The 25,458-nt window shown below is 71.0% G+C and carries 18 protein-coding genes; 10 read left to right on the forward strand and 8 right to left on the reverse strand.

What is annotated here, in order from left to right; all coding sequences use genetic code 11:
- Nucleotides 1–96 precede the first annotated feature (96 nt).
- Both ACWEFB_RS09690 and ACWEFB_RS09695 read left to right on the forward strand, forming a co-directional pair.
- A complete protein-coding gene (locus ACWEFB_RS09690) occupies nt 97–2,994 on the forward strand; it encodes a BTAD domain-containing putative transcriptional regulator (RefSeq protein ID WP_452283943.1) in 2,898 nt (965 codons plus the stop codon).
- Between the two features lie 37 nt (nt 2,995–3,031).
- The gene (locus tag ACWEFB_RS09695) at nt 3,032–4,441 is read left to right on the forward strand and encodes a class II fumarate hydratase (RefSeq protein ID WP_452283945.1); all 1,410 of its coding nucleotides are present in this window, start codon (nt 3,032–3,034) and stop codon (nt 4,439–4,441) included.
- A 12-nt stretch (nt 4,442–4,453) separates the two neighbouring features.
- Here the strand turns inward: ACWEFB_RS09695 and ACWEFB_RS09700 are convergent, their stop codons facing one another.
- Nucleotides 4,454–5,101: a helix-turn-helix domain-containing protein gene (locus ACWEFB_RS09700; protein ID WP_452283947.1), complete on the reverse strand. Its 648-nt coding sequence runs from the start codon at nt 5,099–5,101 to the stop codon at nt 4,454–4,456.
- Nucleotides 5,102–5,193: 92 nt separating this feature from the next.
- Between ACWEFB_RS09700 and cysS the strand changes: the two genes are divergently transcribed.
- The 3 genes from cysS to ACWEFB_RS09715 all read left to right on the forward strand — a co-directional run bounded on the left by cysS (nt 5,194) and on the right by ACWEFB_RS09715 (nt 10,878).
- A complete protein-coding gene (cysS, locus tag ACWEFB_RS09705; protein ID WP_452283949.1) occupies nt 5,194–6,609 on the forward strand; it encodes a cysteine--tRNA ligase in 1,416 nt (471 codons plus the stop codon).
- Nucleotides 6,609–7,769: a 23S rRNA (guanosine(2251)-2'-O)-methyltransferase RlmB gene (rlmB, locus tag ACWEFB_RS09710; protein ID WP_452283951.1), complete on the forward strand. Its 1,161-nt coding sequence runs from the start codon at nt 6,609–6,611 to the stop codon at nt 7,767–7,769. The genes cysS and rlmB overlap by 1 nt, the downstream gene beginning before the upstream one ends.
- A 286-nt stretch (nt 7,770–8,055) precedes the next feature.
- On the forward strand, nt 8,056–10,878 hold the full coding sequence (locus ACWEFB_RS09715) for an Hsp70 family protein (RefSeq protein WP_452283953.1): 2,823 nt from the start codon (nt 8,056–8,058) through the stop codon (nt 10,876–10,878).
- 166 nt (nt 10,879–11,044) lie between these two features.
- On the opposite strand, the gene ACWEFB_RS09720 is transcribed toward ACWEFB_RS09715, so the two are convergent.
- The 7 genes from ACWEFB_RS09720 to ACWEFB_RS09750 form a co-directional block, all read right to left on the reverse strand.
- A complete protein-coding gene (locus ACWEFB_RS09720; protein ID WP_452283955.1) occupies nt 11,045–12,076 on the reverse strand; it encodes an aldo/keto reductase in 1,032 nt (343 codons plus the stop codon).
- A gap of 254 nt (nt 12,077–12,330) precedes the next feature.
- The gene (locus ACWEFB_RS09725; protein ID WP_452283957.1) at nt 12,331–13,032 is read right to left on the reverse strand and encodes a hypothetical protein; all 702 of its coding nucleotides are present in this window, start codon (nt 13,030–13,032) and stop codon (nt 12,331–12,333) included.
- A gap of 100 nt (nt 13,033–13,132) precedes the next feature.
- Complete coding sequence (locus ACWEFB_RS09730) at nt 13,133–13,786, reverse strand: DUF624 domain-containing protein (protein WP_452283960.1); 654 nt, start codon at nt 13,784–13,786, stop codon at nt 13,133–13,135.
- Between the two features lie 5 nt (nt 13,787–13,791).
- Entirely contained in the window at nt 13,792–14,697 is a 906-nt protein-coding gene (locus tag ACWEFB_RS09735; protein WP_452283962.1) for a carbohydrate ABC transporter permease, read from the reverse strand.
- Nucleotides 14,697–15,680, reverse strand: coding sequence for a carbohydrate ABC transporter permease (locus ACWEFB_RS09740; RefSeq protein ID WP_326562226.1), 984 nt, complete (start codon nt 15,678–15,680; stop codon nt 14,697–14,699). Before ACWEFB_RS09740 ends, ACWEFB_RS09735 begins: the two co-directional genes overlap by 1 nt.
- 33 nt (nt 15,681–15,713) lie before the next feature.
- Entirely contained in the window at nt 15,714–17,066 is a 1,353-nt protein-coding gene (locus ACWEFB_RS09745) for an ABC transporter substrate-binding protein (RefSeq protein WP_452283965.1), read from the reverse strand.
- Between the two features lie 19 nt (nt 17,067–17,085).
- Nucleotides 17,086–18,228, reverse strand: a complete 1,143-nt coding sequence (locus ACWEFB_RS09750; protein WP_326562228.1) for a LacI family DNA-binding transcriptional regulator — start codon at nt 18,226–18,228, stop codon at nt 17,086–17,088.
- A gap of 300 nt (nt 18,229–18,528) precedes the next feature.
- On the opposite strand from ACWEFB_RS09750, the gene ACWEFB_RS09755 reads away from it, so the two are divergent.
- Genes ACWEFB_RS09755 through ACWEFB_RS09775 form a run of 5 tightly spaced genes read left to right on the forward strand, consistent with a single transcriptional unit; the run spans nt 18,529 to nt 25,354 of the window.
- Nucleotides 18,529–19,857 carry a Gfo/Idh/MocA family protein gene (locus tag ACWEFB_RS09755; protein WP_326562229.1) on the forward strand — a complete coding sequence of 443 codons (1,329 nt, stop codon included), beginning with the start codon at nt 18,529–18,531 and terminating at the stop codon, nt 19,855–19,857.
- A gap of 19 nt (nt 19,858–19,876) precedes the next feature.
- Nucleotides 19,877–21,310: a glucuronate isomerase gene (gene uxaC / locus ACWEFB_RS09760; RefSeq protein WP_452283967.1), complete on the forward strand. Its 1,434-nt coding sequence runs from the start codon at nt 19,877–19,879 to the stop codon at nt 21,308–21,310.
- Nucleotides 21,307–22,602, forward strand: a complete 1,296-nt coding sequence (locus ACWEFB_RS09765; protein ID WP_452283969.1) for an enolase C-terminal domain-like protein — start codon at nt 21,307–21,309, stop codon at nt 22,600–22,602. The genes uxaC and ACWEFB_RS09765 overlap by 4 nt, the downstream gene beginning before the upstream one ends.
- Nucleotides 22,593–24,119, forward strand: coding sequence for a mannitol dehydrogenase family protein (locus ACWEFB_RS09770; protein ID WP_452283971.1), 1,527 nt, complete (start codon nt 22,593–22,595; stop codon nt 24,117–24,119). Before ACWEFB_RS09765 ends, ACWEFB_RS09770 begins: the two co-directional genes overlap by 10 nt.
- Nucleotides 24,116–25,354, forward strand: a complete 1,239-nt coding sequence (locus ACWEFB_RS09775) for a Gfo/Idh/MocA family protein (protein WP_452283973.1) — start codon at nt 24,116–24,118, stop codon at nt 25,352–25,354. Before ACWEFB_RS09770 ends, ACWEFB_RS09775 begins: the two co-directional genes overlap by 4 nt.
- Nucleotides 25,355–25,458 lie beyond the last annotated feature (104 nt).

Genomic DNA, 25,458 nt, shown 5'->3' on the forward strand with positions numbered 1-25,458 from the left:
GCTCTCGAATCGCTTCCGGACCGCTATCGCCGGGCCATAACGGGCTGTGCCGGCCGGGTTAGGCTTCGGTCATCGCTGGTCGCACGAGGGCGGGGAATGCGCTTCGGAATCCTGGGTCCGCTGGAAGTGGACGGTGGAATAACGGTCACCGCGGGTCGGGACCGGACGGTGCTCACGATGCTGCTGCTGCGAGCCGGCCGGACCGTACCGGTCGACGAACTCGTGGACGCGGTCTGGGGCGACGACCCACCAGCCACCTCCCGGGCCCAGTTGCAGACCTGCGTGTCCCGGCTGCGCCGACTGTTCACCGAGGCCGGCATGGGCAACGACGTCATCGTCACCGACCCGGTCGGGTACGGCTTCCGGCCCGGCACGGTCGAGTCGGACGCACAGGCGTTCACCCGTCTGGTCGACGCCGGGCGGGTGGAGGTCGCCGAGGGGCGGCTGCCCGACGCCCGGCAGCACTTCCGGGACGCGTTGGCACTCTGGCGGGGACCCGCCCTCGGCGGGATCTCCGGTGCCGGCGTACGCCGGGCGGCGGTCGCGCTGGACGAGGAGCGGACCGTGGTGACCGAGGAGTGCGTGGAGGTCGAGCTGCGGCTCGGGCGCGACGGTGAACTGATCGGCGAGCTGACCGACCTGGTGGCCCGGCACCCGCTTCGGGAGCGGCTGCGCAGCCAACTGATGCGTGCCCTCTGCGGGGTCGGCCGGCAGGCGGAGGCACTCGCCGTTTACCGGGACGCCCGGCGGGCACTGGCCGAGGAGCTGGGCATCGATCCCGGTGCCGAGCTGCGTGAGCTGCACCGCCGGATCCTCGCCGGTGAGCTGCCCGACCGGGTGGCCGACGACGGCGACGAGGCGACGCCGGCCCGGTGCCTGCCCCGGGACGTGGCGGACTTCACCGGGCGGGCGGAACTGCTCGGCCGGGTCCGGCAGGCGATCGGGACCGCCGATCCGGACAAGCCGGTGGTGGTGCTGGTCGAGGGGATGGCCGGGAGCGGGAAGACCGCGCTCGCGGTGCACCTGGCCACCTCGCTGGCCGCGAACTACCCCGACGCCCACCTCTTCCTCGACCTGCACGGGCACAGCGAGCGGAGCCCGGTCGACCCGGGCGCCGCCCTGGTGACCCTGCTGCGGCAGTTGGGCGTCGGCAGCGAGCGGATCCCGGTGGACTTCGAGGAGCGGCTGGGGCGGTGGCGTACCGAGCTTTCCCGGCGGCGGGCGGTGATCGTGCTCGACAACGCGGCCAGCGCGCAGCAGGTGGGTCCGCTGCTGCCGGCGGGTGCCGGGTGTCTGGTGCTGGTGACCACGCGGCGGCGACTGGTCGGGCTGGACGGGGTGCAGCCGTACCCGTTGCCGGTCTTCGACCCCGACGAGGCGGTGGAGCTGCTGGCCCGGATCGCCGGCCCGGAGCGGGTACGGGCCGAACCGGCCGCCGCCGCCGAGGTGGTCCGCAGGTGCGGGTACCTGCCCCTGGCGATCCGGCTGGCCGGTGCCCGGCTGGCCCACCGGCCCCGGTGGACGGTCACGGACCTGGTCGACCGGCTCGCCGACGACGGGGCGGTGCTGACCGAGCTGGCGGCCGAGGAGCGGACGGTGGCGGGTGCCTTCACCCTGTCGTACGTCCAGTTGCCCGCGTCGGCCCAGCGGATGCTCCGGCTGCTGGCCCTGCATCCGGGTGAGTCGTTCGACGCGGCGGCTGCGGCGGCGCTCACCGGCGGCACCCTGCTGGCCGCGCGGGACCTGCTCGACAGCCTGGTGGACGGGCACCTGCTCGAAGAGCCGGCCGCTGGACGGTTCCGGTTCCACGACCTGATGCGCCAGTACGCGGCGAACCTGGTCGCCACCGATCCGCCGGAGGTACGGCGTACCGCCGGGATCGGGCTGTTGGACCACCTGTTCCACCTGGTCGCCCGGGTGACCCGGCCGATGGAACCGTTGACCGTGCCGCTGACCGGATACGAGCCCGCCACCCCACTGCGCCCGGACCTGCTGCCCGCCCCGGGCGAGGGCGCGCTGGACCGGTTGGAGCCGGAGCGGGCCACCGTGGTCCGTGCCGTCCGGTACGCGATGGCCCAACAGCACGACGCGTACGCCTGCGCCCTCGCCCGGGCCCTCTGGTTCTACCTCTACCTGCGCGGCTACCACGACGACGTGATCGACACCCACCAGCAGGCGATCATCTCGGCGCAACGGCTCGGCGATCCGAACCTGGTCGCGTTGCTTCGCGTACAGGCCGCGTCGGGCTACTACGGGGCCGGGCAGTGGGCGGCGGCGAAACGTGAGCTCGAAGCGGCGTTGCCGGTGCACGAGGCGCACGGGGACCTGGTCGGGGTCGCCCGGGTCCGGTCGAACCTGGCCGGTGTGCTCACCCACATGGGCAAGTTCGAGGAGTCGGAGCGGTACGTGCGGCTGGCCGCGGTGGAGTGGAGCAGCGAGAGGCTCACCCTGCTCCGCCTCCCGCAGGGGCTCAGCGACCTCTACCTCCAGATGGGCCGGCTGACCGAGGCGCTGCCGTTGGCGCGACAGAGCCTCTTCCTGGCCCGGGTGTACGGCACCGACCGGAACCTGACCACGGCGCTGTGCAACATCGGCCACACCCGGGCCCGCCTGGGCCACCACCGTCCCGCCCTCCGGCTGCTCACCGCCGCCCTGCGGCGTGCCGTCGCCACCGACGACCGGCTCACCGAGGGGGAGATCCGGCACAGCATCGGGCTGACCCTGCGCGGGCTCGGCCGTGGTGAGGAGGCGGTCGGCGTACTGCACGAGGCCCTGCGGCTCCTGCAGGGGTTCGGCGTGACCCGGGTGCTGGTCGACTGCCAGCTCGAGTTGGCCCGAGCGGTGTGGGACACGGGTGACCGGGTCAGCCCGCTTCCCCTGTACGAGCGGGCGCTGGCGTCGGCGACCGCCCTGGACTATCCGGCCGGGCGGGCGCTGGCGCGGGCCGGGATGGCCGCCTGCGAGCCGGACCTGCAACCCGTCGGCGGCCGGTGACGGGGATCATCTGCGCGTCGGCGCGAGGCGCGGCAGGATGGAACACGTGAGCACATCAGGGACAGCGGGCTACCGGGTCGAGCGGGACACGATGGGCGAGGTCGAGGTCCCCGCCGACGCGTTGTGGCGGGCACAGACCCAGCGGGCGGTGCAGAACTTCCCCATCTCCGGACGTGGGCTGGAACCGGCGCACATCCGCGCCCTGGCCCAGATCAAGGGCGCGGCGGCCCAGGTCAACGCCGAACTCGGCGTGATCGACTCGGACGTGGCGGCGGCGATCGCGACCGCGGCGGCGCACGTCGCCGACGGCGGTTACGACGACCAGTTCCCGGTGGACGTGTTCCAGACCGGGTCCGGCACCTCGTCGAACATGAACGCCAACGAGGTGATCGCCACCCTGGCCACCCGTGAGCTGGGCCGCGACGTGCACCCGAACGACGACGTGAACGCCTCCCAGTCCAGCAACGACGTCTTCCCGTCGTCGATCCACCTGGCGGCCACCCAGTCGGTGATCCAGGACCTGATCCCGGCGCTGCGGCACCTCGAACTGACCCTGCGTTCCAAGGTGGAGGAGTTCGCGACGGTGGTGAAGGCCGGGCGTACGCACCTGATGGACGCCACCCCGGTCACCCTCGGGCAGGAGTTCTCCGGCTACGCGACCCAGGTCGCGTACGGCGCCGACCGGATGGAGTCGGTGCTGCCCCGGCTGGCCGAGCTGCCGCTCGGCGGGACCGCGGTCGGCACCGGGATCAACACCCCGGCCGGTTTCGCCCCGGCGGTGATCGCGAAGCTGCGCGAGCAGACCGGCGTACCGGTGACCGAGGCGAGCAACCACTTCGAGGCGCAGGGTGCGCGGGACGCGCTGGTGGAGACCTCCGGCCAGCTCCGGACGATCGCGGTCGGCCTCTACAAGATCGCCAATGACATCCGGTGGATGGGCTCCGGCCCCCGCGCCGGCCTGCGCGAGCTGCGGATCCCCGACCTCCAGCCCGGTTCGTCGATCATGCCGGGCAAGGTCAACCCGGTGGTCTGCGAGGCGGTCCGCCAGGTCAGCGCCCAGGTGATCGGCAACGACGCCACGGTCGGCTTCGCCGGCTCGCAGGGCGACTTCGAACTCAACGTGATGCTCCCGGTGATGGGCCGCAACCTGCTGGAGTCCATCCGCCTGCTGGCCGCCGTGAGCCGGTTGCTGGCCGACCGCTGCGTGGCCGGCCTGGTCGCGAACGCTGAGGTTGCCCTGGCGTACGCGGAGGGCTCGCCGTCGGTGGTCACCCCGCTCAACCGCTACCTCGGGTACGACGAGGCGGCCTCGATCGCCAAGGAGGCGCTGGCCAGCGAGTCCACCATCAAGGCGGTGGTGCTCGCCCGTGGCCACGTCGAGGCCGGCAAGCTCACCGAACAGCAGCTCGACGACGCCCTGGACGTCCTCCGGATGACCCACCCCTGAGCGCAGGGCCCTTCAGGCGAGGGCCCGGCCGATGGCGTGGGCGGCGGTGCGTACCTGCTCGCCAACGGTGAGCACGTCCAACGGGGCGAGGGCCACCACCCCGACGCTCGCCTCCAGCCCCGGTACGCCGAGGACCGGCGCGGCCACCCCGTACGCCCCGGGTTGCAGTTCGCCGGTGGTGGCGACCGGCTCGGGCTGCCCGGCGCGCCCGGCGATGATCGCCTGCCCGGCGGCCCCCCGGTCGAGCGGATGCCGCGAGCCGGTGCGGTACGCCACGTGGAACGAGGTCCAGCTCGGTTCGACCACCGCGACGGCAACCGCCTCGGCCCCCTCGACCACGGTCAGGTGGGCGGTCGCGCCGGCCTGTTCGGCCAGCCGGCGCAGGGCCGGCAGCGCGCCCTCGGCGAGCAGTGGCTGGGCCCGACGGGCCAGGTGCAGGACCCCGACCCCGAGGCGCAGCCGCCCGGCGGAGTCGCGCCGAACCATGCCGTGCTGGGTGAGGGCGCCGACCAGTCGGTAGACCACCGCCCGACCCACCCCGAGACGGGTCGCCGCCTCGGTCACCGTCAATCCGCCGGGTGCGTCGGCGACCAGGTGCAGCAGACGCAGGCCCCGGTCCAGGGTCTGTGCCGTCTCACCCGCGTGACCCGTCGCCTCCACACCAGGCAGCGTACGGCGATGCCGGTCCCGGATCACGGCTGAGGGCTGCCGCGCGTACAACGGCCGTAACCGGTGACCGTTACCCTGGTGCGGTGACGCTACGCCTATATGACACCGCCACCCGATCGGTGCGGGACTTCGTCCCGCGGCAGCCCGGCAAGGTGGGGGTCTATCTGTGTGGTCTCACCCTCCAGGGCCCACCCCACATCGGCCACCTTCGCTCCGGCGTCAACTACGACGTCCTGCGCCGGTGGCTGACGTACGCCGGTCTCGACGTGACCTTCATCCGGAACCTGACCGACATCGACGACAAGTTGCTGGTCAAGTGCCGGGAGCAGGACCGCCCGTTCTGGGCGATCGCGTACGCCAACGAGGTGATCCTGGCGCAGACGTACCGGACGCTGAACGTGGCGCCGCCGACGTACGAGCCTCGGGCGACCGGGCACATCCCGGAGATGCACGAGCTGATCCAGACACTGATCGACAACGGGCACGCCTATCCGGCCGGCGACGACTCGGGCGACGTCTATTTCGACGTGAAGTCCGACCCCGACTACGGCTTCCTCTCCGGCCAGCAGCTGGAGGCGGTGCAGGCCGGGGCGGACGAGCTCGAACGGGGCAAGCGGGATCCCCGCGACTTCGCCCTGTGGAAGGGGATCAAACCGGAAGAGCCGGTAGATGCCTCCTGGCCGTCTCCGTGGGGGCGAGGGCGGCCCGGCTGGCACATCGAGTGCTCGGCGATGTGCCGCCGCTACCTCGGCGCCGAGTTCGACATCCACGGCGGCGGTCTCGACCTGGTCTTCCCGCACCACGAGAACGAGCTGGCCCAGTCCCGCTCGGCCGGGCTCCCGTTCGCCCGCTACTGGGTGCACCACGGCCTGCTCAACCTCGGTGACGCCAAGATGGGCAAGTCGCTGGGGAACGCGCTCGACCTGGCGCACGTCACCGCGCTCGGTGTACGCCCGGTGGAGCTGCGGTACTACCTCGCGTCGCCGCACTACCGGTCCCGGATCGACTACTCCGACGAGGCGCTGGGCGAGGCCGCGGTCGCGTACCGCCGGCTCGAGGGTTTCGTCCAGCGGGCGATGGAGCGGGTCGGCCCGGCCGAGCTGGGCGCCGTACCGGCCGCCTTCGCCGCCGCGATGGACGACGACCTGAACACCTCGGCCGCCCTGGCCGTGGTGCACGACGCCCTCCGTGACGGCAACAACGCGCTGGCCGAAGGCGACAACAACGCCACCCGCAGTACGCTGGTGGCGGTCCGCACGATGCTGGACCTGCTCGGCGTTGACCCCCTCGATCCGGCCTGGGCCGGTAACGGGCAGGACGGCGAGCTGCGGGACGTCGTCGACGCGCTGGTGGCGCTGGCGCTCGAACAGCGGACGCAGGCCCGCGCCCGGAAGGACTGGACCGCCGCCGACGGGGTGCGCGACCAGCTCAGGCACGCTGGTGTTGTGGTCGAGGACACCCCCCACGGACCCCGTTGGACGATCGGAGAACAGGACTGATGGCCGGCAATTCACAGCGGCGTGGCCGGCGGGTGACCGCCAAGAAGGGCGCTCCCGCCGGATCCGGCGGCAAGAACCGGGCCTCGCTCGCCGGCCGGGGCCGTACCCTGCCCGCCGACGAACGCCCCTGGCACAAGGGCTACTCGGGCACCGAGCAGCTGCCGCAGCGCACCGCCTGGAAGCAGGACAAGGAGCGCCGGGCCGCGGCCGAGGAGGGTCGCGCCCCGAAAATCGGTCAGCCGGGCAGCAAGGACACCACCTGGGGCGCCGGTGGCGGCGGCACCGGTCGGGGCAGCCGTGCGGCCGGGGCGACCCGGGGCGCGAGCGCCGGCCGGGGTGCCGGTGGCCGGGGTGGCGCGAAGCAGCCGAGCCGGGGACCCCGGGTCGCGCCGGGGCGCAAGTCGAACCCGGCCAAGGACGTACCGGAGCTGTTGGTCGGGCGGAACCCGGTGGTCGAGGCGCTGCGGGCGAACGTACCCGCGACCGCGCTCTACATCGCGCAGGGCATCGAGATCGACGACCGGGTGAACGAACTGGTCCGGATCGCCGCCGACCGGGGCATCGCGATCCTGGAGATCAGCCGGGCCGAGCTGGACCGGATGACCGGCGGGGTTCTGCACCAGGGCGTCGGCATCCAGGTGCCGCCGTTCGCGTACCAGCCGTTCGACGACCTGATGACCGCGGCGCTCGAACAGACCGCGCCGCTGCTGGTCGCGCTCGACGGGGTGACCGACCCGCGCAACCTCGGTGCGGTGATCCGGTCGGCGGCCGCGTTCGGCGCCCAGGGGATCTTCGTACCGGAACGCCGGGCCGCGGGCATCACCGCGACCGCGTGGCGGACCAGCGCCGGGGCTGCGGCCCGGGTGCCGGTGAGCCAGGTGGTCAACCTGACCCGGTCGTTGAAGGCGTGCCAGGAGGCCGGCTTCATGGTGGTCGGGCTGGACGCCGACGGCGAGACCGACCTGTACGACCTGGAGGCTGCGGTCGGGCCGCTGGTTGTGGTGGTCGGCTCGGAGGGGCGCGGGTTGTCGCGGCTGGTCGGGGCTACCTGTGATCTGCGGGTGAGCATTCCGATGATGTCCGAGGTCGAGTCGTTGAATGCGAGTGTGGCGGCGGCGGTGACGTTGGCTGAGGTGGCTCGGCGGCGGGCTGCTCTCTGATCTTGGTTTTGGCTCGCCGTGCGTTTTCTGCGTGGCGGGGGTTGGTGTGCGCGTGCGGTGGGGTTGGGCCCGCCGTGCCCGGCGAGGGCCGTCAGGCTTGATCCCCTCGCCGGTCACGGCGGGCCCAACCCTTTCGTGGCTGGCCGGGGCGGTGGGGCTGGTCAGCGGCTGGGGTGGTGGGGGCTGCTCGGTGGGTGGGGGCTGCTGGTGGGTGGGGCGGTGGGGCTGCGGGGTGGCCGTAGCATTCGGGGCCGGGTAATCCTCTCGGGCCCCTAGGAGTCGGTAGATGGCAGGGCAGGACGGCGGCTACGCACTCGGCGTCGACCTTGGTACGTCCAACACTGTCGCGGTCCTGCGTTGGCCGGACGGGCGTACCCGGCCTCTGCTGTTCGACGGGCAGCCGGTGATGCCGTCCGGGGTTTTTCTCGACGGTGCCGGTCTGTTGCACGTCGGGCGGGACGCGCAGCGGTTGGCCCAGGCGGATCCGGGACGCTTCGACCCGAACCCGAAACGGCGGATCGACGAGCCGGGTGTTCTGCTCGGTGACGCCGAAGTGGCCACTGTGGACCTGCTCGGCGGGCTGCTCCGGGCGGTGGCGCAGGCGGCGGTCGAGGCGGTCGGCTTCCTGCCGCCGGCGGTGTTGACGTACCCGGCGAGTTGGGGTGCGCGGCGCCGGGGTGCGCTGGCCACGGCGGTTGCTCGGGCGGGTTGGCCACCGGTACGGGCGGTTGACGGCGGGGCGGGTGCCGGTGGTGGCGGCACGCTGCTGGTGGCGGAGCCGGTGGCGGCGGCACGATACTTCGCCGACGTGTTGCGGCGTCCGGTACCGGTGGGTGCGGCGATCGGTGTCTTCGACTTCGGCGGCGGGACGCTCGACATCGCGGTGGTACGCAACGAGGGGCTCGACCAGTTTGGTCGAGCCCGGTTTGTCGTGGTCGGCTCGGGCGGGCTGCCGGAGCTGGGCGGGCTCGACCTGGACGCGGCGCTGGTGGAGCACCTCGGTCGGCTGGTCGGCGCCACGCAGCCGGAGGTGTGGCGGCAGTTGTCGCAGCCGGAGAGCACCACCGGTTGGCGCAACCGGCGGCAGTTGTGGGACGACGTACGCGGTGCGAAGGAGATGCTGTCGCGTACGACGGTCGCGCCGGTGGCAGTGCCCAGGGTGGAGCAGGCGGTGCACCTGACCCGGGACGAGCTGGAGCGGCTGGCGACCCCGCTGCTGCGGCGCGCGGTCTTCGAGGCCGCTTCGGTGATCGGCCACAGTGGACTGCGCCCGGACCAGCTCGCCGGGTTGTTCCTGGTCGGCGGGTCGTCCCGAGTGCCGTTGGTGGCCCGTTTGCTGCACGCCGAGTTGGGTGTGGCCCCGACGGTGCTGGAGCAGCCGGAGCTACCGGTGGCGGAGGGAGCCCTCGCCGAGCTGAGCGTGAATGCGATCGGGAGTGCGAACGGGAGCGGTGGCGGGAGCGGGAACGGAAGTGGTGTCGGGGGCGGTGGCACGGTCGGGGGCGGGAATCCGGCGGCCGATGATGCTTCGGTTGTGGGGGTGGGTGTTGGTTCCGGGGCCGTGGGGGCGGTGGCGGGGTCGAACGCGTCGGATCCGACGGTGGTGGGTTCGGTTGTGCCGGTGTCGGGAGCGGGTGCGGGGGGATCGGGAGCGGCGGGTGCGGGCGGGACGGCGTACGCGGGGGGTGATCCTCGGGCGGGCGGCTCGGCGTACACCGGGGGTGTTGGTCGGGTGCCCTGGCTGCGTGGGCGGCGCGCGGTCCTGATCGGTGCGGGCGCCGTGCTCGCGCTTGCCGGGGTGGTCACCGCGGCGGTGCTCTACTTCACCCGGGACGGCTATGCCGATATCGCGTTCGAGCCTTTCCGGGACATCGGCGAGAGCATCCCGTTGGGGGAGGAGCGGCCGTTCTACACCTACACGGCGCTGAGTGGGGACCGGGCCTACGTCGCCTACGAGCGCGAGGACAAGCGACTGCAGGTGATCGCCGCCAAGGCCGGCACGGGCACCCGGGCGTGGCAGGTGACCACGGAGGTGAGCTCCGATCGGTGGGACGGGATCACCGCCCTGCCGGGTGGGTTGGTGCTGCTCACCGACGAGTCCAGCGCCACCCAGTCGCGGGAGTTGGTGGTGCTGGACCCGGCCGACGGGGACCAGAGGTGGCGGCGCACCATCCACGGTGACGACTCGGTGCTGTACTTCGACCGGACGCTGGTGCTGGTGGATCGGGTGTCCGAGCAGGTGATCGGGCTCGACCTGGGCACCGGGAAGGCTCGGTGGGACGAACCGAGCCCCAAGGACACGTACGGCAAGGCGCCGACCTCGGTCTATCCGGTCACCGTCCCCGAGGACCTGGGCGGGGCGGCCAGTCTGGCCGGTGTGCAGGCGCCCGTCGGCGGGAAGGAGCCGCAGATCGTGCAGATCGGCGCGGACCGCTCGGCGCGGGTGATGGACGTGAACACCGGCAAGGTGCTCAGGACGGCGAAGGGCGCGGCGGACTACACCGACCTGGTGGTGGCGCACGACGGCCGGCTGTACATCGCGCCGAAGGAAGGGGCGTACCGGGTCACCGCGTACGACCTGGAGCGGATGGGGGAGCCGACGAGCCTCTACACCGCCGACCCGCAGCACTATCCGGACCGGTTGGTTGCCTGTGGTCGGGACCGGGTCTGCCTGTTGGACCGGGAGAACTTCGACATCGAGACGACCGAGCTGCTGTCGATTCCGGCCAAGGGCGACGGGGCCGAGGAGGCAGAGCTCTGGCGCAAGCCGGCGGCCAAGGCCGACGAGCTGTTGCCGGTGGGTGACCATGTCGCGGTCGGCAGCGGGACCCTGGACACCACCACCGTTTACGGCCCCGACGGCACCCAGGTGATCAGCAAGGAGGGGATCGCGGTCCGGGTCGACGGCGGCAACCTGCTGCTGTTCGCCGACGAGCCGTCCTCCGCCTCCACCGATGTCAGCGTTGCCGGCGTAAGGGTCAGCTCGAACCAGCCGGTCGAACTGGGCGAGCTGAAGGGCGTACGGCCCTCGGCCTGCTCCTGGAACAGCTCCGTGATCGTCTGCCCCGGCGAGTCGGACCTCCGGTTCCGAACCTTCGTCAAGAACTAGCCCATCACCCCCACCCCCGCGCCCCCGCCCGCGCCGCCCCCCACCCCCACCCCCGCCCGCGCCGCCCCCGCCCGCGCCGCCGATCTTGCACTTGTGGCGCCCAGATTGGGGCATTGATGCGGGTTTGTGTGCCACCACAAGTGCAAGATCGGCGCGGGGCTCCTGCCTAGCGGGGGATCCGGGCTCCGGCGAACGCCGTCTGGATCCAGTTCGGGTACGCCGGAGGCAGTGCGCTGACCTTGTCGAGTTCGGCGAGATCCTGCTCGGTGAGCGTCAGTTCGCTGGCACCGATGTTGTCCTCGAGCTGGTCCAGCCGCCGGGCACCGACAACCACGCTGGTGACTCCGCGCTGCGCCAGCAGCCAGGCGAGTGCGACCCGGGCGCAGCTCACCTCGTGCCGGGCGGCAACGGCCCGTACGACGTCGAGCACGTCGTGCCCACGCTCGTAGTCGATGGGCGTGAAGTCGGCGAAGCCCTCCTGCGCCCGGCGCGAGCCGGTGTCGTTCACCGTGCCGTTGCGGTCCTGCTTGCCGGCGAGGAACCCACCGGCGAGCGGGCTCCACACCGTCATGCTCAGGCCTTCGGCCTCGACCATCGGGAGCAGGTCCCGCTCGGCGTCCCGTCCGACCAGCGAGTAGTAGGACTGGACCGAGACGAACTTGGCCTGGTCGTGCAGGGCGGAGATCCCCAGCGCCCGGCTGATCTGCCAGGCGGCGAGGTTGGCGCAGCCGATGTAGCGGACCTTGCCCTGGGTGACCGCGTCGTCGAGGGCGCTCAGCGTCTCCTCGAACGGGGTGATGTGGTCGAAGTTGTGGATCTGGTAGAGGTCGATGTGGTCGGTGCCCAGCCGGCGCAGGCTGTCCTCCAGCGCCTGCATCACGTGCAGTCGGGACAGGCCGTTGTCGTTGGGGCCCGGACCGGTCGGCGCGTGCAGCTTCGTGGCCAGGACAACATCACGGCGGCGGTGCTTGAGCGCCCGTCCGAGCATCTCCTCGGACTCGCCCTCGCTGTAGACGTCGGCGGTGTCGATGAAGTTCACCCCGGCGTCCAGGGCGGTGCCGACCATCCGGTCCGCGTCGTCCTGCTGCAAACCGCCCAGACCGCTGAAGATCGGGTGATCCTTGCCGCCGAAGGTCATGGCTCCCAGCGAGATCTCCGAGACCCAAACCCCCGTACGCCCCAGAAGGCGGTATTTCATCCGTACTCCCTGTTTGTTCGCTCGGTCGAGCGTGATCGCGGGGCCTACCGCACCGCTGCCCCCCGATGGGCCGGACATGCTGTCCGACGGTACGTCGGACATAGTGTCCGGCGAAATGCTACACCGGCTGGCCGCAGGTCGACAGGGCGTGACGGAAGGGCCCTTGACCAGCGTGGAGAGGGCCGGTGCGGAGAGGACCGGTGCGGAGAGGACCTGCGCGGAGAGGAGCAGCAGGAGGTGGGGTGTCGGAGCTCTCAGACGGTGGCGGCGGCGCGCTGGGTGGCGCGGCGCAGGCACAGCATCGAGACGAGCAGGCCGGCGCCGAGCGCGAGCGCGGGCCACCAGGCGGGGTAGCCGTCCATCGAGCCGACCGCGACCATCGAGCCGACGGCGACCACCGCACTCACGAGGGTGCCGCGCAGTACGCCCCGGCTTCCGGTGGGCGTCTCCGGTCCGACTTCCTGCCGGCGCGAACCGAGCAGCAGCACCAGCCGGATGGCGAGCTTCAACGCGCAGAGGGCGAAGACGGGGAAGAGCAGGATCACGGTCACGAACCGGGTCGGGGTCTGCCAGCCCGGATGCACGTCCGTGCCGTTGACCTGGATGATCGTGCTCCGCCAGAGGCGTACCGGTACCTCGGTGGCAGCGGGCCCGACGGTGCCGTACGGGATCGAGATCTCGGTCCGGCCGATTCCGCCCGGTACGTCGACGATGAGCCGGGTGCGGGTCGGTTCGCCGTCCCGGCCGCCGGGGTGGGGGCGGACCGTCTCGGTGCCGACCACCTGCGCGACCTCCGGCCGCAGGCAGCTCTCCGGACAGGTACGGGCCCGGTCGATGGCGGTCTCCTGCACCGCCCAGCAGCCGAAGAGGAATCCGAGGGCGACCGCCACCAGCAGATAGTTACGGAGTCCGGACAGGTCGTGGGCGTTCGACGTGGAAACCGACTGTTGCGCCATGACCCGTGCCTCCGAGCTGATAAATGCCTGCCCGGCAGCCTAGTGAGCGACGCAGGTTCCCGCATCGATCGAATCGGGGATGGCGGTGGTGGCCAGGTGCTCAGCGGCTGGCGGACGACGATCCTTCGATCCGGCGTACGGTCGCGTGCAGGGCGAGCAGCGTGTAGCCGGCCAGGATCGGCGTGATCAGCGGCAGGATCAGACCGCAGAGTACGGCCACTAGCCCGAGCACCCCGGTCAGCGCGATCGGTACGACCGGTCGGGTTACCGCAGTCCGCCCGGCCTGCCGGACGGCTTCCCGCCAACCCTGCGCGTCCTGCCGACCGAGTTGCACCACGGTCAGCCCGGCGAATCCGGTCACCGCCCCGGCGAGCAGGACGGTGACCACGATCAGCGCCGGGCCACCGGGAACGACACCCCGGCCGAGGGCGAGCAGGTTCACCGTGAACAGGGCGGCGACCCCGGCAGCGATCAGGGTGGCGAGGGCACCGGGCAGCAGGGCGCGTACGAACCCGCGCACGACCGTACGGAATCCCGGCCAGCTCTCGTTCTCGCTCCAGTGGTGCACGGCCGCGCTGGCGGTGGCGACCGCGGCACCCGCGGTCAGCACCGGCAGCGCGGCCACCGTGGTGAGGATGCCGACGAGGGCCAGGTCACTGGCGTTGCGCAGAGTGTCGCGCCAGTCCGGCCGCCGGGCCACCGACCCGCCCGGCTCCTCCGGCCACCCCGCCCCGCGCCCAGCAACCTCACCCATCCGATTCACCCTTTCAGGCCGCTGGTGTTCAGGCCCTCCACCAGCATTCGTTGGAAGGCCACGAAGAAGAGGAAGACCGGTAGCAGGGAGAGTACGGACATCGCGAACATCGGTCCGACCGCGCTCTGGCTGGTCGAGTCGATGAACAGGGTGAGCGCCACCGGCACGGTGTAGTCCTCCAGGTCGGAGAGGTACACCAGTTGCCGGAAGAAGTCGTTCCAGGTCCAGATGAACGAGAAGATCGCCGTGGTGACCAGGGCCGGGCGGCTCAGGGGCAGGATGACGTGCCGGAAGATGCCGAACGGGCTGGCCCCGTCGATCTTCGCCGCCTCGTCCAACTCGCGCGGGATGCCGCGGATGAACTGGACCATCAGGAAGACGAAGAACGCCTCGGTGGCCAGGAACTGCGGCACCACCAACGGCAGGTACGGCCACGGGCCACCGACCATGTCGAAGGTCCGGAACAGGATGTACTGCGGCACGATCAGCACGTGACCGGGGAGGAGCAGGGTCCCGATCATGATGGCGAACCAGAAGCCGCGCAGCCGGAACTTCAGCCGGGCGAAGGCGTACGCGGCGAGCAGGCAGGAGACCGCGTTGCCGAGCACGGTGAGCAGGCTGACCATCGCGCTGTTGAGGAAGAACCGGCCGAAGCTGACGTCGAAGTTGCTCCAGCCGTCGGGGTAGTTGCCGGGGGTGAACTCCCGGGGCAGCAGCCCGATGTTGTTGACGATCTCCTCGGGCGACTTGACCGACGTACCGATCATCCAGAACAGCGGGTAGAGCACGACCGCGAGGATCGCGACCAGGATGAGCAGGCGGCCGAGGTGCCGGCCGGTGCCGCTGGGGCGCCTGGTCGGCGTCGACGCCGTTGCCGGGGTCGCGACCACGGCCTCGGTCTGGGTAACCATCAGCGGCCCTCCCCGTCGGAGTAGTGCACCCAGAACCGGCCGGTGCTGAACAGCACGATCGTGATCACCGCGATGGCGAGGAGGAAGACCCAGGCCATCGCCGAGGCGTAGCCCATCTCCAGGTCGACGAAGCCCTTGATGTAGAGGTTGAGCGTGTACATCAGGGTGGAGTCGACCGGCCCACCGGTGCCGTTGCTGAGCACGAACGCGGAGGTGAAGCCCTGGAAGCCGTTGATCGTCTCGAGCACCAGGTTGAAGAAGATGACCGGTGAGAGCATCGGCAGGGTGACGCTGAGGAACTGCCGGACCTTGCCGGCCCCGTCCACCGACGCGGCCTCGTACAGCTCGGTCGGCACCTGCTTGAGGCCGGCCAGGAAGATCACCATCGGTGCGCCGAACTGCCAGATGGCCAGCACCATCAGGGTTTCCAGGGCCCACTCCGGGTCGTTCACCCAGGGCTTGCCCTCGATCCCGAAGAGGCTGAGGAACGAGTTGAACGCACCGTCCCGGTTGAACATGCTGACCCAGACGATGGCCAGCGCCACGCTGCCGCCGAGCAGCGACGGCAGGTAGAACAGGCCGCGGAACAGCCCGACGCCGCGCCAGGCGCGGTTGAGCAGCAGTGCCACGCCGAGGGCGGCGGCCAGCTTCAGTGGTACGGCGATCAGCGCGAACGAGAGCGTCACCTGCACGGCGTGCCAGTACGACGCGTCGCTGGTGAACATCCGTTCGTAGTTGGCCAGCCCCACCCACTCGATCTCCGACCAGGGGGTGAGGATGTCGTAGTTGGTGAAGCTCAGGTAGAGCGACAGAAGCATGGGGACCGCCGTGATGGCCATCAGGCCGATCAACCACGGCGACAGGAAAACGTACCCGGCCAGACCCTCGCGCTGCCAGATCCGTCCGGACCCGCGCTGGTCAGCGGGGGTCCGGACGGGGCCGGTGGCGCGCGGAGTCGAGCTGGGCGCCGTGGTCAGCGCCACGAGCCGGCTCCTCTCCGAGTGGTGCGCCGATCGTCAGGCGATCGCGCTCTTGCAGATCTCCAGGAACGCGCCGGCGGACTGTGACGGTGACTGGCGGTTGTACTGGACCTCTTCGGCCGCCTTGATCAGCTCGGCCCGGATCTTGCTGTGTCCCTTGAGCGGCACCTGGGGGGACTGGCCGAACTTGGTGGCCAGCTCGGTCTCCACGTCGATGGAGAGCTTCATCGCCGGGTCGGTGACCCCTTCGCTGACCGACTTGCGTACGTCCAGGTTGGACGGCAGCCCTCGGTCGGTGCCCAGAATCTTGCCCGCCTCCGGGTCGTTGACCAGGAAGTTCAGTACGTCGACCGCGACGTCCTTGTGTTCGCTGCTGCGGGCCACCGAGTAGTAGAGCGAGGCCCGTGCCCACTGTGCGCTCGGGTCACCGGGGTAGGCGACGACGCCCAGATCGTCCTTGGTGGCCTTCTTCAGCTCGGGGAGTTGGTTCGCCCAGACGAACGAGGTCGCGGCCTTGCCGGTGACCACCAACTGCTTGGTGATGTCGGTGGCGTTGCCCTCGTGGATCACGTCGGCGGTCGGGGTGGCACCGCGCTCGCGGGCGCCCTTCCACAGGTCGAACCACTTGGTCACGTCGTCGGCGGTGAAGCCGAGTTCCTTGCCCTTGTACAGGTCCTTGCCCTGCTGGCGCAGCCAGACCCAGAACGCCTTGTAGTCGGCGCTCGGGTCCATGGTGCCGGGGACCTTTGCCGTCTTGGAGACGTTCTCCGCCCAGGTGATGAAGTCCGCCCAGCTCATGCCGGTGGTCGGCTCGGGCAGGTTGTGCTTCTGGAGCAGGGTCTTGTTGTAGACCAGCCCCTGGGTGTTCTCACCGCCGGCGATGCCGGCCAGCTTGCCGTCGACGACGCCGTACTGCCAGAGGCTCTCCGGGAGCTTGGTGACGTCGAGCTTCTTGTCGTCCTTGTACTTGGTCAGGTCCAGGGTGACGTTGCGCGACGCGTACTCGGTGAGGAAGTTGTCGTCGATCTGGAAGATGTCCGGCGCGTCACCGCTCGCGGTGAGGGTGGCCAGCTTGTCGAAGTAGCCCTGGTTGGCCTGCCAGGTCTTCTTGAACGTCACGTTGGGGTGCTTGCTGGTGTAGAGGGCGAGGGCGTCCTCGGTGAGCTTGGCCCGCGCCTCACCGCCCCACCAGAAGACCGACAACTCGACCGGTGTGTTCGGGGCGGCGGGACCGTCGTCTTCGTCGCCACCGCAGGCCGCGGTGCCGAAAACGAGCGGTAGGACGATGGCGGCGGCCACCAGACGGTGGATCAGGCCGCGACGGGGGAACGGGGTACGGTGATCATGCGCGGCACGTTCGTCCGCCATCGGGGGTGTTGCGGGGTGCATGTGCGCTCACTCCTTGGCGTTAGGAGGCGACAGCTTCGGGGTTGACCGCGGCCGCGTTGACCGGGTCCGCAGGGCTGTGCGGGCCCGGGTCAGCGGTTGTGGTGGTGGCCGCGGGGCTGGTCCGGCCGGGAACGGCCGGTGGGCGGGGCCCCGTCGAGTCGCGGATGACCAATTCGGTCTGGAGCATTACCTGTGCGGTGGTACGACGGTCGTCTGCTGCGACGGTCCTGTTGCCACCCCGGTTGCGATGGGCGGCAGCACTGTCGTGTTGGAGCAGCATGTCGACGGCCGTCCGGCCGGCGGCCGCTGTTGGTGTGGCCACCGTCGTCAATTTCGGCCGGACCAGTCGGCTCAGCGCGATGTCGTCTATGCCGACGACGCTGACCTCCTGGGGCACCCGGATCCCGAGCGAGTCGAGCCCTTCCATCAGGCCGATCGCCATCAGGTCGTTGTAGGCGAGGACAGCGGTGACGCCCGCCCGGCGGACCTGTTCCGCGTTGGCGATGCCACCACCCTCGGTGGGCGGGTTGGGGCCGAGTACGGTCAGCGCCGCGTCGGCGGAGCGGGCGGCGGCGGTGGCCGCCCGGCGGATCTCACGGCTGGTCCAGGATCCGCGGGGGCCGCCGAGCAGGGCGAGGTTGTGGTGTCCGAGCCCGGTCAGGTGCTCGATCGCCAGCCTGGCCCCCTGTCCGACGTCCATCACCACCGCCGGTAGTCCGGTCACCTGACGGTTGATCACGACCAGCGGCACCTCGCGGCTGAGCTGCTCGATCAGGCTGTTGCTCATGCGGGGGCTGCACAGCAGGATGCCGTCGACCTGTTTGGCCAGCGCGTGGACCAGGTCCTCCTCGGCGGCCGGGTCCTCGTTCGTGTCGGCCACGAAGATGTGGTAGTCGCGGTGCCGGGCCTGGCTCTCGGCCGCCTTGATCAGTGGTGGGAAGAACGGGTTCGCGATGTCGGCGACGATCAGGCCGATGTTGTGCGTACGGCCGGTGATCAGCGCGCGGGCCGCGCGGTTGGGTCGGTAGCCGAGGTGCTCGGCGCAGGCCAGCACCCGGAGACGGGTCTCCGGGTTGACCAGGTGCGGGGCGGAGAACGTGCGGGACACGGTGGAGATGTGCACGCCGGAGGCACGCGCGACGTCTCGGATGGTGGCTGGCACGCGAGTCCCTTCGCTCTCCACGCCGGCCGGTGTCCGGTGGCCGACGGTTGTGCTCGTCATCACATTGGGTGTCGCCAATTAATGCAAACGGTTGCTCCGGTGTCAACGGGTCTTGGTTACGGGTTTGTTGCGGCGAGCATCCTTCGATGCCGCCATACCTTCGTAAATCCGGAGAAAATACGCCGGTTTGTTGTCGATCGTTGACGACGAGAGTCCTCACGTGGTTACTTCGGCTGCAAACCTTTGCAGTCACACCGAGGCCACCACCGGCCTTTGGCAGTCACACGGAGGCCGAGCGGGATGTCCACAGAACCCGGAAAACGACTTCGTTACGCCGTCGTCGGCACCGGCGCGCGGGCCGAGATGTTCGTCCGCGCGCTCGTGCTCGACCACCCCGCGACCGCCGAGCTGGTCGCGTTCGCCGACGTCAACCAGGCCAGGATGGACGCGCACAACGAGTGGCTGGAGGAACTCGGCTTCGACTCGGTGCCGACGTACCTGGCCGTCGACTACACGACCATGCTCGAGAAGGAACGGGTCGACGTGGTCCTGGTGACCACCGTGGACCGGGTGCACGACGAGTACATCGTGGCCGCGCTGCGCTCCGGTCGTGACGTCATCACCGAGAAGCCGATGACCATCGACGTGCCCCGCTGCCAGCGGATCCTCGACGCGGTGGCCACCACCGGCCGAAAGGTTTCGGTGGCGTTCAACTACCGCTACAACCCGTTGCACGAGAAGGTGCGCGAGGTGCTCGCCGCCGGCGAGATCGGCGAGATCGGCTCGGTCCACTTCGAGTGGCTGCTCGACGTCCGCCACGGCGCCGACTACTTCCGGCGCTGGCACCGGGAGAAGGCCAACTCCGGCGGCCTGATGGTGCACAAGGCCAGCCACCACTTCGACCTGGTCAACTGGTGGCTGGACGCGGTGCCGGAGGAGGTCTACGCCTCCGGCCGGCTCTTCTTCTACGGCGAGAACGGCAAACGCCACGGGTACGCCCGCGACTACGACCGGGCGCACGGCTCCCCGGCCGCCGCCGGTGACCCGTTCGCGCTGCACCTGGCCAGCCACCCCCGCCTGCGGGCGCTCTATCTGGACGCGGAGGCCGAGGACGGCTACCACCGGGACCAGAACGTCTTCGCGCCCGGCGTCACCATCGAGGACGACATGTCGGTGCTGGCCAGGTACTCCAACGGTGCCACCATGACCTACCACCTGACCGCGTACGCGCCCTGGGAGGGCTACCGGGTGATGGTCAACGGGAGCAAGGGGCGGCTGGAACTGGAGGTCGTGGAGAGCGACTTCGTCAGCCCGTACGCGGCCGGTGAACTCAAGGGCGCCGCGCTGCACGGCGTACAGGCCGCGATCGAGGAGGGGTGGGCGAAGCTGACCGTCCGACCGTTCTGGGAGCAGGCCCGACAGGTGCCGGTGTCCGGCTACACCCGTACCGGTCACGGCGGTGCCGACGTACGGATGACCGGGGTGCTCTTCGGTGGGCACCCCGACCCGATGGACCGTGGTGCCACCGCCCGCGACGGCGCGTTGGCGCTGCTCACCGGCCTGGCGGCGAACCGCTCCTTCGAGACCGGCCAGCCGGTCCGCGTTGCCGACCTGCTCACCATTCCCTGATCACGAGGAGCCCGCTTCCGTGCCCCCACTACCAGGAGCCGACCTGCTCCTCCCGGCCGAGCCCACCCAACGGGCGATCGCGCGGGAGCTGTACGCGTTGGCGAAGGACCAACCGCTGATCTCCCCGCACGGGCACGTCGACCCGGCCATCCTCGCCGAGGACGCTCCGTTCCCCGACCCCGCGCGGCTGATCATCGTCCCTGACCACTACCTGACCCGGATGCTGCTCAGCCAGGGCATCCCCCCGGCCGACCTGGGCGTGCCCACGGTCGACGGGGCGCCGGTGGAGACCGACGGCCGGACCATCTGGCGCCGGTTCGCCGCGAACTGGCACCTCTACCGGGGCACCCCGTCCCGGCTCTGGCTGGAGCAGACGTTCCGCCAGGTCTTCGGGGTCACCACCGCGTTCGGGCCGGCGACCGCCGACGAGATCTACGACGAGATCGCGGCGCGGCTGGCCGAGCCGGAGTTCCGCCCCCGGGCGCTGTTCGAGCGGTTCAACATCGAGACCCTGGCGACCACCGAGTCGCCCCTGGACGACCTGGGCCGGCACGCCAAGCTGGCCGCCGACGGCTGGGGCGGACCGGGCGGACGGGTGATCACCACGTTCCGGCCGGACAACGTGGTCGACATGGAGTTCGACGGCTGGGCCGAGAACGTCGAACGCCTCGGCGGCGTCGCCGGTACGGACACCGCGACGTACGCCGGTTACCTCGAAGCCCTGCGGGTGCGCCGGCAGGCGTTCATCGCGGCCGGGGCGACCTCGTCCGACCACGGTCACCCGACCGCGCTGACCCTGCGGTTGAGCCAGGCCGAGGCGGCCACCCTGTTCGACCGGGGCCGGCTCGGCACCGCCACACCAGAGGACGCCGAGGCGTTCCGGGCGCACATGCTGGTCGAGTTCGCCGCGATGTCGATCGAGGACGGGCTGGTGATGCAACTGCACCCCGGCGCCGTACGCAACCACAACCGCTGGCTGTACGGCCGGCACGGGCGCGACGTCGGCGGCGACATCCCGCAGGCCACCGAGTACCTGCACGCCCTCACCCCGCTGCTCGACGCGTACGGCAACGATCCCCGGCTGCGGTTGGTCGTCTACACCCTGGACGAGTACACCTTCACCCGCGAGCTGGCCCCGCTGGCCGGCGGTTACGCCGCGCTCTATCTCGGGGCGCCGTGGTGGTTCCTGGACTCGCCCGAGGTGCTGCGCCGGTTCCGCGAGGCGGTCACGGAGAGCGCAGGCTTCTACAACACCGCCGGTTTTGTCGACGACACCCGTGCGTTCTGCTCCATCCCGGTACGCCACGACGTGTCCCGCCGGATCGACGCCGGGTTCCTGGCCCGGCTCGTCGCCGAGGAGCGGCTGCCGTTGGACGAGGCCGCCGAGACGATCGTCGACCTGGCGTACCACCTGCCCAAGCGGGTCTTCAAGATCGGGGAGAAGCTGCAATGACGGTGACCATCACCGCCGCCGAGGTGCACGACGTACGGTTCCCGACCGCGGCGGCCGGCGACGGCTCGGACGCGATCAACCGGGGCGACTACTCGGCCAGTTACGTCGAGCTGCGCACCGACGACCCGAGCGGGGTCTTCGGCGCCGGCTTCACCTTCACCAACGGTCGGGGCAACGAGCTGACCTGCGGTGCCATCCGAGCGCTCGCCCACCACGTGGTCGGCCGTACGGTGGAGGAGATCTTCGAGGACCCGGTGACGTTCTGGCGCTCGCTCAGCGCGGACGTGCAGTTGCGCTGGCTCGGCCCGGAGAAGGGCGTCATCCACATGGCGACCGGCGCCCTGGTCAACGCCGTCTGGGACCTGCGGGCCAAGCTCGCCGGCAAGCCGATGTGGCGGCTGCTGGCCGAGATGCCGACCGAGGAACTTGTCGCCAGCATCGACTTCCACCACATCAGCGACGCCATCACCCCGGCCGACGCCACCGCCATCCTCGACAACGGACTCGTCGGGCTGAAGGAGCGGCTGGCCGAGCTGGAGGAGAGCGGCTTCCCGTCGTACACGACGTCGGTCGGGTGGCTCGGTTACCCGGACGAGAAGGTCCGGGCGCTGACCCGGGCGGCGTACGCCGACGGGTGGCGGGCGATGAAGATGAAGGTCGGCGGCCCAATCGAGGACGACGTACGGCGGGCCCGGATCATCCGGGAGGAGATCGGCCCGGACGCGCTGCTGATGATGGACGCCAACCAGGTCTGGGACGTGGACGAGGCGATCGCCAACATGGAGCGGCTGGCCGAGGTGGAGCCGTACTGGATCGAGGAACCGACGCACGCGGACGACGTACTCGGGCATGCCCGGATCGCCCGCGCGGTGGCACCGGTACGGGTGGCCACCGGCGAGGTGGCGGCGAACCGGGTCATCTTCAAGCAGCTCCTCCAGGCCGAGGCGATCCGGGTGTGCCAGATCGACGCCTGCCGGGTCGGCGGGGTCAACGAGGTCCTCTCGGTGATCCTGATGGCCGCCAAGTTCGGGGTGCCGATCTGCCCGCACGCCGGTGGGGTCGGCCTCTGCGAGTACGTCCAACACCTGGCGATCTTCGACTACCTGCGGGTCGGCACCTCGCTCGACGGCCGCATGGTCGAGTACGTCGACCACCTGCACGAGCACTTCGAGGACCCGGTACGCACCCGCGAGGGCCGTTACCTGCTGCCGGAGCTGCCCGGTTACAGCGCCACGATCAAGCCCGCCTCGATCGCCGAGTTCAGCTTCCCGGACGGCCCGGCATGGCGGTGACCGTCGGCGCGTCGCCGCTGGGGCTCGGTGCCCTGCGCCGGCTGCCATCCGCCGCCCGCCCGCTGGTCCGGCCCGGTACGGTTCCGGCCGGCATCGTGCACCTCGGTCTCGGCGCGTTCCACCGGGCCCACCAGGCGGTCTACACCGAGGAGGCGATCGCGCGGGCAGGTGGCGACTGGGGCATCGTCGGGGTGGCGCCGCGCAGCACCGAGGTGGTGAACCAGCTCGCCGCGCAGGACTGCCTGTTCAGCGTCACCACCCTTTCCGGCGCCGGCAGCGAGACCCAGGTGATCGGGGCGCTCGCCGGGGTACGGCACGCGCCCAGCGATCCGGCCGCGATCGTGGCGCTGCTGGCCGATCCGGCGATCCGGATGGTCACGCTCACCGTGACGGAGAAGGCGTACCAGCTCGATCCGGCCAGTGGCCGGTTCAGCCCGGACGCCGAGGTGACCGCCGACCTGACCACCGACCGGGACCCGCGTACGGTTCCCGGGCTGCTGGTCCGTGGCCTGCTCGCCCGAGCCGTCGCCGACGCCGGACCGTTGGCCCTGGTGAGCTGCGACAACCTGCCGTCGAACGGCAAGCGGCTGCACAGCCTGGTCGGCCAGGCGCTGGCGTTCCTGGCCGAGGCCGCCGGTGGGCGCAACGGGGCCAACGGGACGCGGGTGGAGCGGATCGCCGACTGGCTGCGTACGAACGTGACGTATCCGGGGACCATGGTGGACCGGATCGTCCCGGCGAGCACGCCCGAGACGTTCGCGGCCGCGCAGACCGCGCTGGGCTTCACCGACCTGGCCGCGGTGGCGGCGGAGCCGTACCGGCAGTGGGTGATCGAGGACGACTTCCCCGGTGGCCGTCCGGCCTGGGAGCAGGCGGGGGCGGTGCTGACCGACGATGCCGGACCGTGGGAGCGGCTGAAGCTGCGGGCGCTCAACGGGGTGCACTCGGCCACCGCGTACCTGGGCGCGCTCGCCGGGCGGGAGACCATCGCCGACGCGCTGGAGATCCCGTACCTGCGTGAGGTGCTGCGTCGGCTGATCGCCGAGGACGTGGCGCGCAGTTTCAGCCCGCCGGACGGGGTGTCGGTGGTCGACTACGGCGAACAGGCGCTGGCCCGGTTCGCCAACCCGGTGATCCGCCACCGGACCATCCAGGTGGCGATGGACGGTTCGCAGAAGCTGCCACAGCGGATGCTGCACACCCTGGTCGACCTGCGGGCCGCCGGACACTCACCCCGGTACGCGGCACTGGCGGTCGCCGCCTGGATGCGGTTCGTCCAGGGGCGCGCCGACGACGGCACCCCGCTGTCGTTGGACGACCCGCTCGCCGACCGGATCCGGGCGGCGCTGGCTGCCGGCAAGGACACCCCGGCCGGGGTGGTCGACTCGCTGTTCGCGCTGACCGAGGTCTTCCCGGCTGAACTCGCCGCCGACGAGGTGGTCCGCGAGCTGGTGCTGGAGTGGTTGACCGCGCTCGATCGGCACGGGGTCGAGGCGACCCTGGCGGGTGCGACATGACCGACCGGTGGTCCGGAGCGGTGGCCGGCGGGCGACAACCCGCCGGGCCACCCCGGGTGGCGTTGATCGGTGCCAGCGGCCACGGCCGCTGGCACCGGCAGGTCATCGCCGAACTGGGCGGTGCCGGTCGGCTGGAACTGGTCGCCCTGGTCGACGTACGGCCGGTCGAGCCGTTGCCGGACGCGGACGCCGCCGAGACCTCGGCGGTCTTCACCGACCACCGGGAGATGCTCCGGGCCGTCCGCCCGGACGTGGTGGTCGTCTGTACGCCGCCGCACACCCACCTGCCGATCGCCCTGGACGTGCTCGCGTCCGGGGCCGATCTGCTGCTGGAGAAGCCACCGGTGCTCGGCACGCACGAGCACCGCGCCCTGTCGATGGCCCGTGCCGCCAGTGGCCGGGCGATCCAGGTCGGCTTCCAGGCGCTCGGCTCGGCGGCCCTGGTGGAACTGCTCGCCGCCGTCGCCGACGGCCGCCTCGGTACGGTCACCGGCATCGCCACGGTTGCCTCCTGGCAACGTACCGACGCCTACTACGCCCGGTCCCCGTGGGCCGGGCGGCGCAGCCTCAACGGGCATCCGGTGCTCGACGGCGCGCTGGTCAACCCGCTGGCGCACGCGGTCATGCAGTGTCTGGCGGTGGCCGCCGCCGTGTCGTCCCGGCTGGGTGTGCGGGGAGCCGATCCGGTGGCGGTCGAGTTGGAGCGGTACCGGACCCGGCCGATCGAGGTGGACGACACCGCCTCGCTGCGGGTGACGCTCCGCTCCGGTCTGCCGGTGGTGGCGGCGGTGACCCTGGCCGGGGAGGAGTTCATCCCCGGTGAGGTGATCGTGCGCGGTACGGCGGGTCGGGCGGTGCTGGAGTACCCGACCGACCGGCTGCTGTTGCCCGGCGACCCGGAGCCCCGCGAGGTCCCGGGTCGGGTGGGCCTGCTGGCGAACCTGCTGGACCACCGGGAGGACCCGGAAGGGGTGCCGCTGATCGTGCCGCTGGACCGTACGGAGGGTTTCACCGCGCTGATCGAGGCGATCCACGCGGCCCCCGAGCCGACCCTGCTGGGCGGCGGGAACGTGCTCGGTACGGGCGAACCGCCGGACCGGGTGTGGTCGATCCGGGGTGTGAACGGGGTGCTGCGGCAGGCCGCCGAGTCGGGTGCGCTGCTGCACGAGTTGGGCGTGCCGTGGGCGGTCAAGCCGTACCGGGTTGCGCTGGGCGAGGAGACGGGCAATGGCTGAGCCGCGTACGGAAAACCGGCTGCAAATTATTGGGACAGCCGTGCGGTAGGAATCGGACCGAATACCCACTTCTCGGCCAGCGGGCGGCCGAGACAATTAATATT

This window comes from Micromonospora sp. NPDC004704, assembly GCF_053601675.1.

Bases quoted from the DNA above. Each gene is read 5' to 3' on its own strand.
- ACWEFB_RS09690 (WP_452283943.1), top strand. From the start codon at position 97: ATGCGCTTCGGAATCCTGGGTCCGCTGGAAGTGGACGGTGGAATAACG.
- ACWEFB_RS09695 (WP_452283945.1), top strand. From the start codon at position 3,032: ATGGAACACGTGAGCACATCAGGGACAGCGGGCTACCGGGTCGAGCGG.
- rlmB (WP_452283951.1), top strand. From the start codon at position 6,609: ATGGCCGGCAATTCACAGCGGCGTGGCCGGCGGGTGACCGCCAAGAAG.
- ACWEFB_RS09715 (WP_452283953.1), top strand. From the start codon at position 8,056: ATGGCAGGGCAGGACGGCGGCTACGCACTCGGCGTCGACCTTGGTACG.
- ACWEFB_RS09720 (WP_452283955.1), bottom strand. From the start codon at position 12,076: ATGAAATACCGCCTTCTGGGGCGTACGGGGGTTTGGGTCTCGGAGATC.
- ACWEFB_RS09725 (WP_452283957.1), bottom strand. From the start codon at position 13,032: ATGGCGCAACAGTCGGTTTCCACGTCGAACGCCCACGACCTGTCCGGA.
- ACWEFB_RS09730 (WP_452283960.1), bottom strand. From the start codon at position 13,786: ATGGGTGAGGTTGCTGGGCGCGGGGCGGGGTGGCCGGAGGAGCCGGGC.
- ACWEFB_RS09735 (WP_452283962.1), bottom strand. From the start codon at position 14,697: ATGGTTACCCAGACCGAGGCCGTGGTCGCGACCCCGGCAACGGCGTCG.
- ACWEFB_RS09745 (WP_452283965.1), bottom strand. From the start codon at position 17,066: ATGCACCCCGCAACACCCCCGATGGCGGACGAACGTGCCGCGCATGAT.
- ACWEFB_RS09755 (WP_326562229.1), top strand. From the start codon at position 18,529: ATGTCCACAGAACCCGGAAAACGACTTCGTTACGCCGTCGTCGGCACC.
- ACWEFB_RS09765 (WP_452283969.1), top strand. From the start codon at position 21,307: ATGACGGTGACCATCACCGCCGCCGAGGTGCACGACGTACGGTTCCCG.
- ACWEFB_RS09770 (WP_452283971.1), top strand. From the start codon at position 22,593: ATGGCGGTGACCGTCGGCGCGTCGCCGCTGGGGCTCGGTGCCCTGCGC.
- ACWEFB_RS09775 (WP_452283973.1), top strand. From the start codon at position 24,116: ATGACCGACCGGTGGTCCGGAGCGGTGGCCGGCGGGCGACAACCCGCC.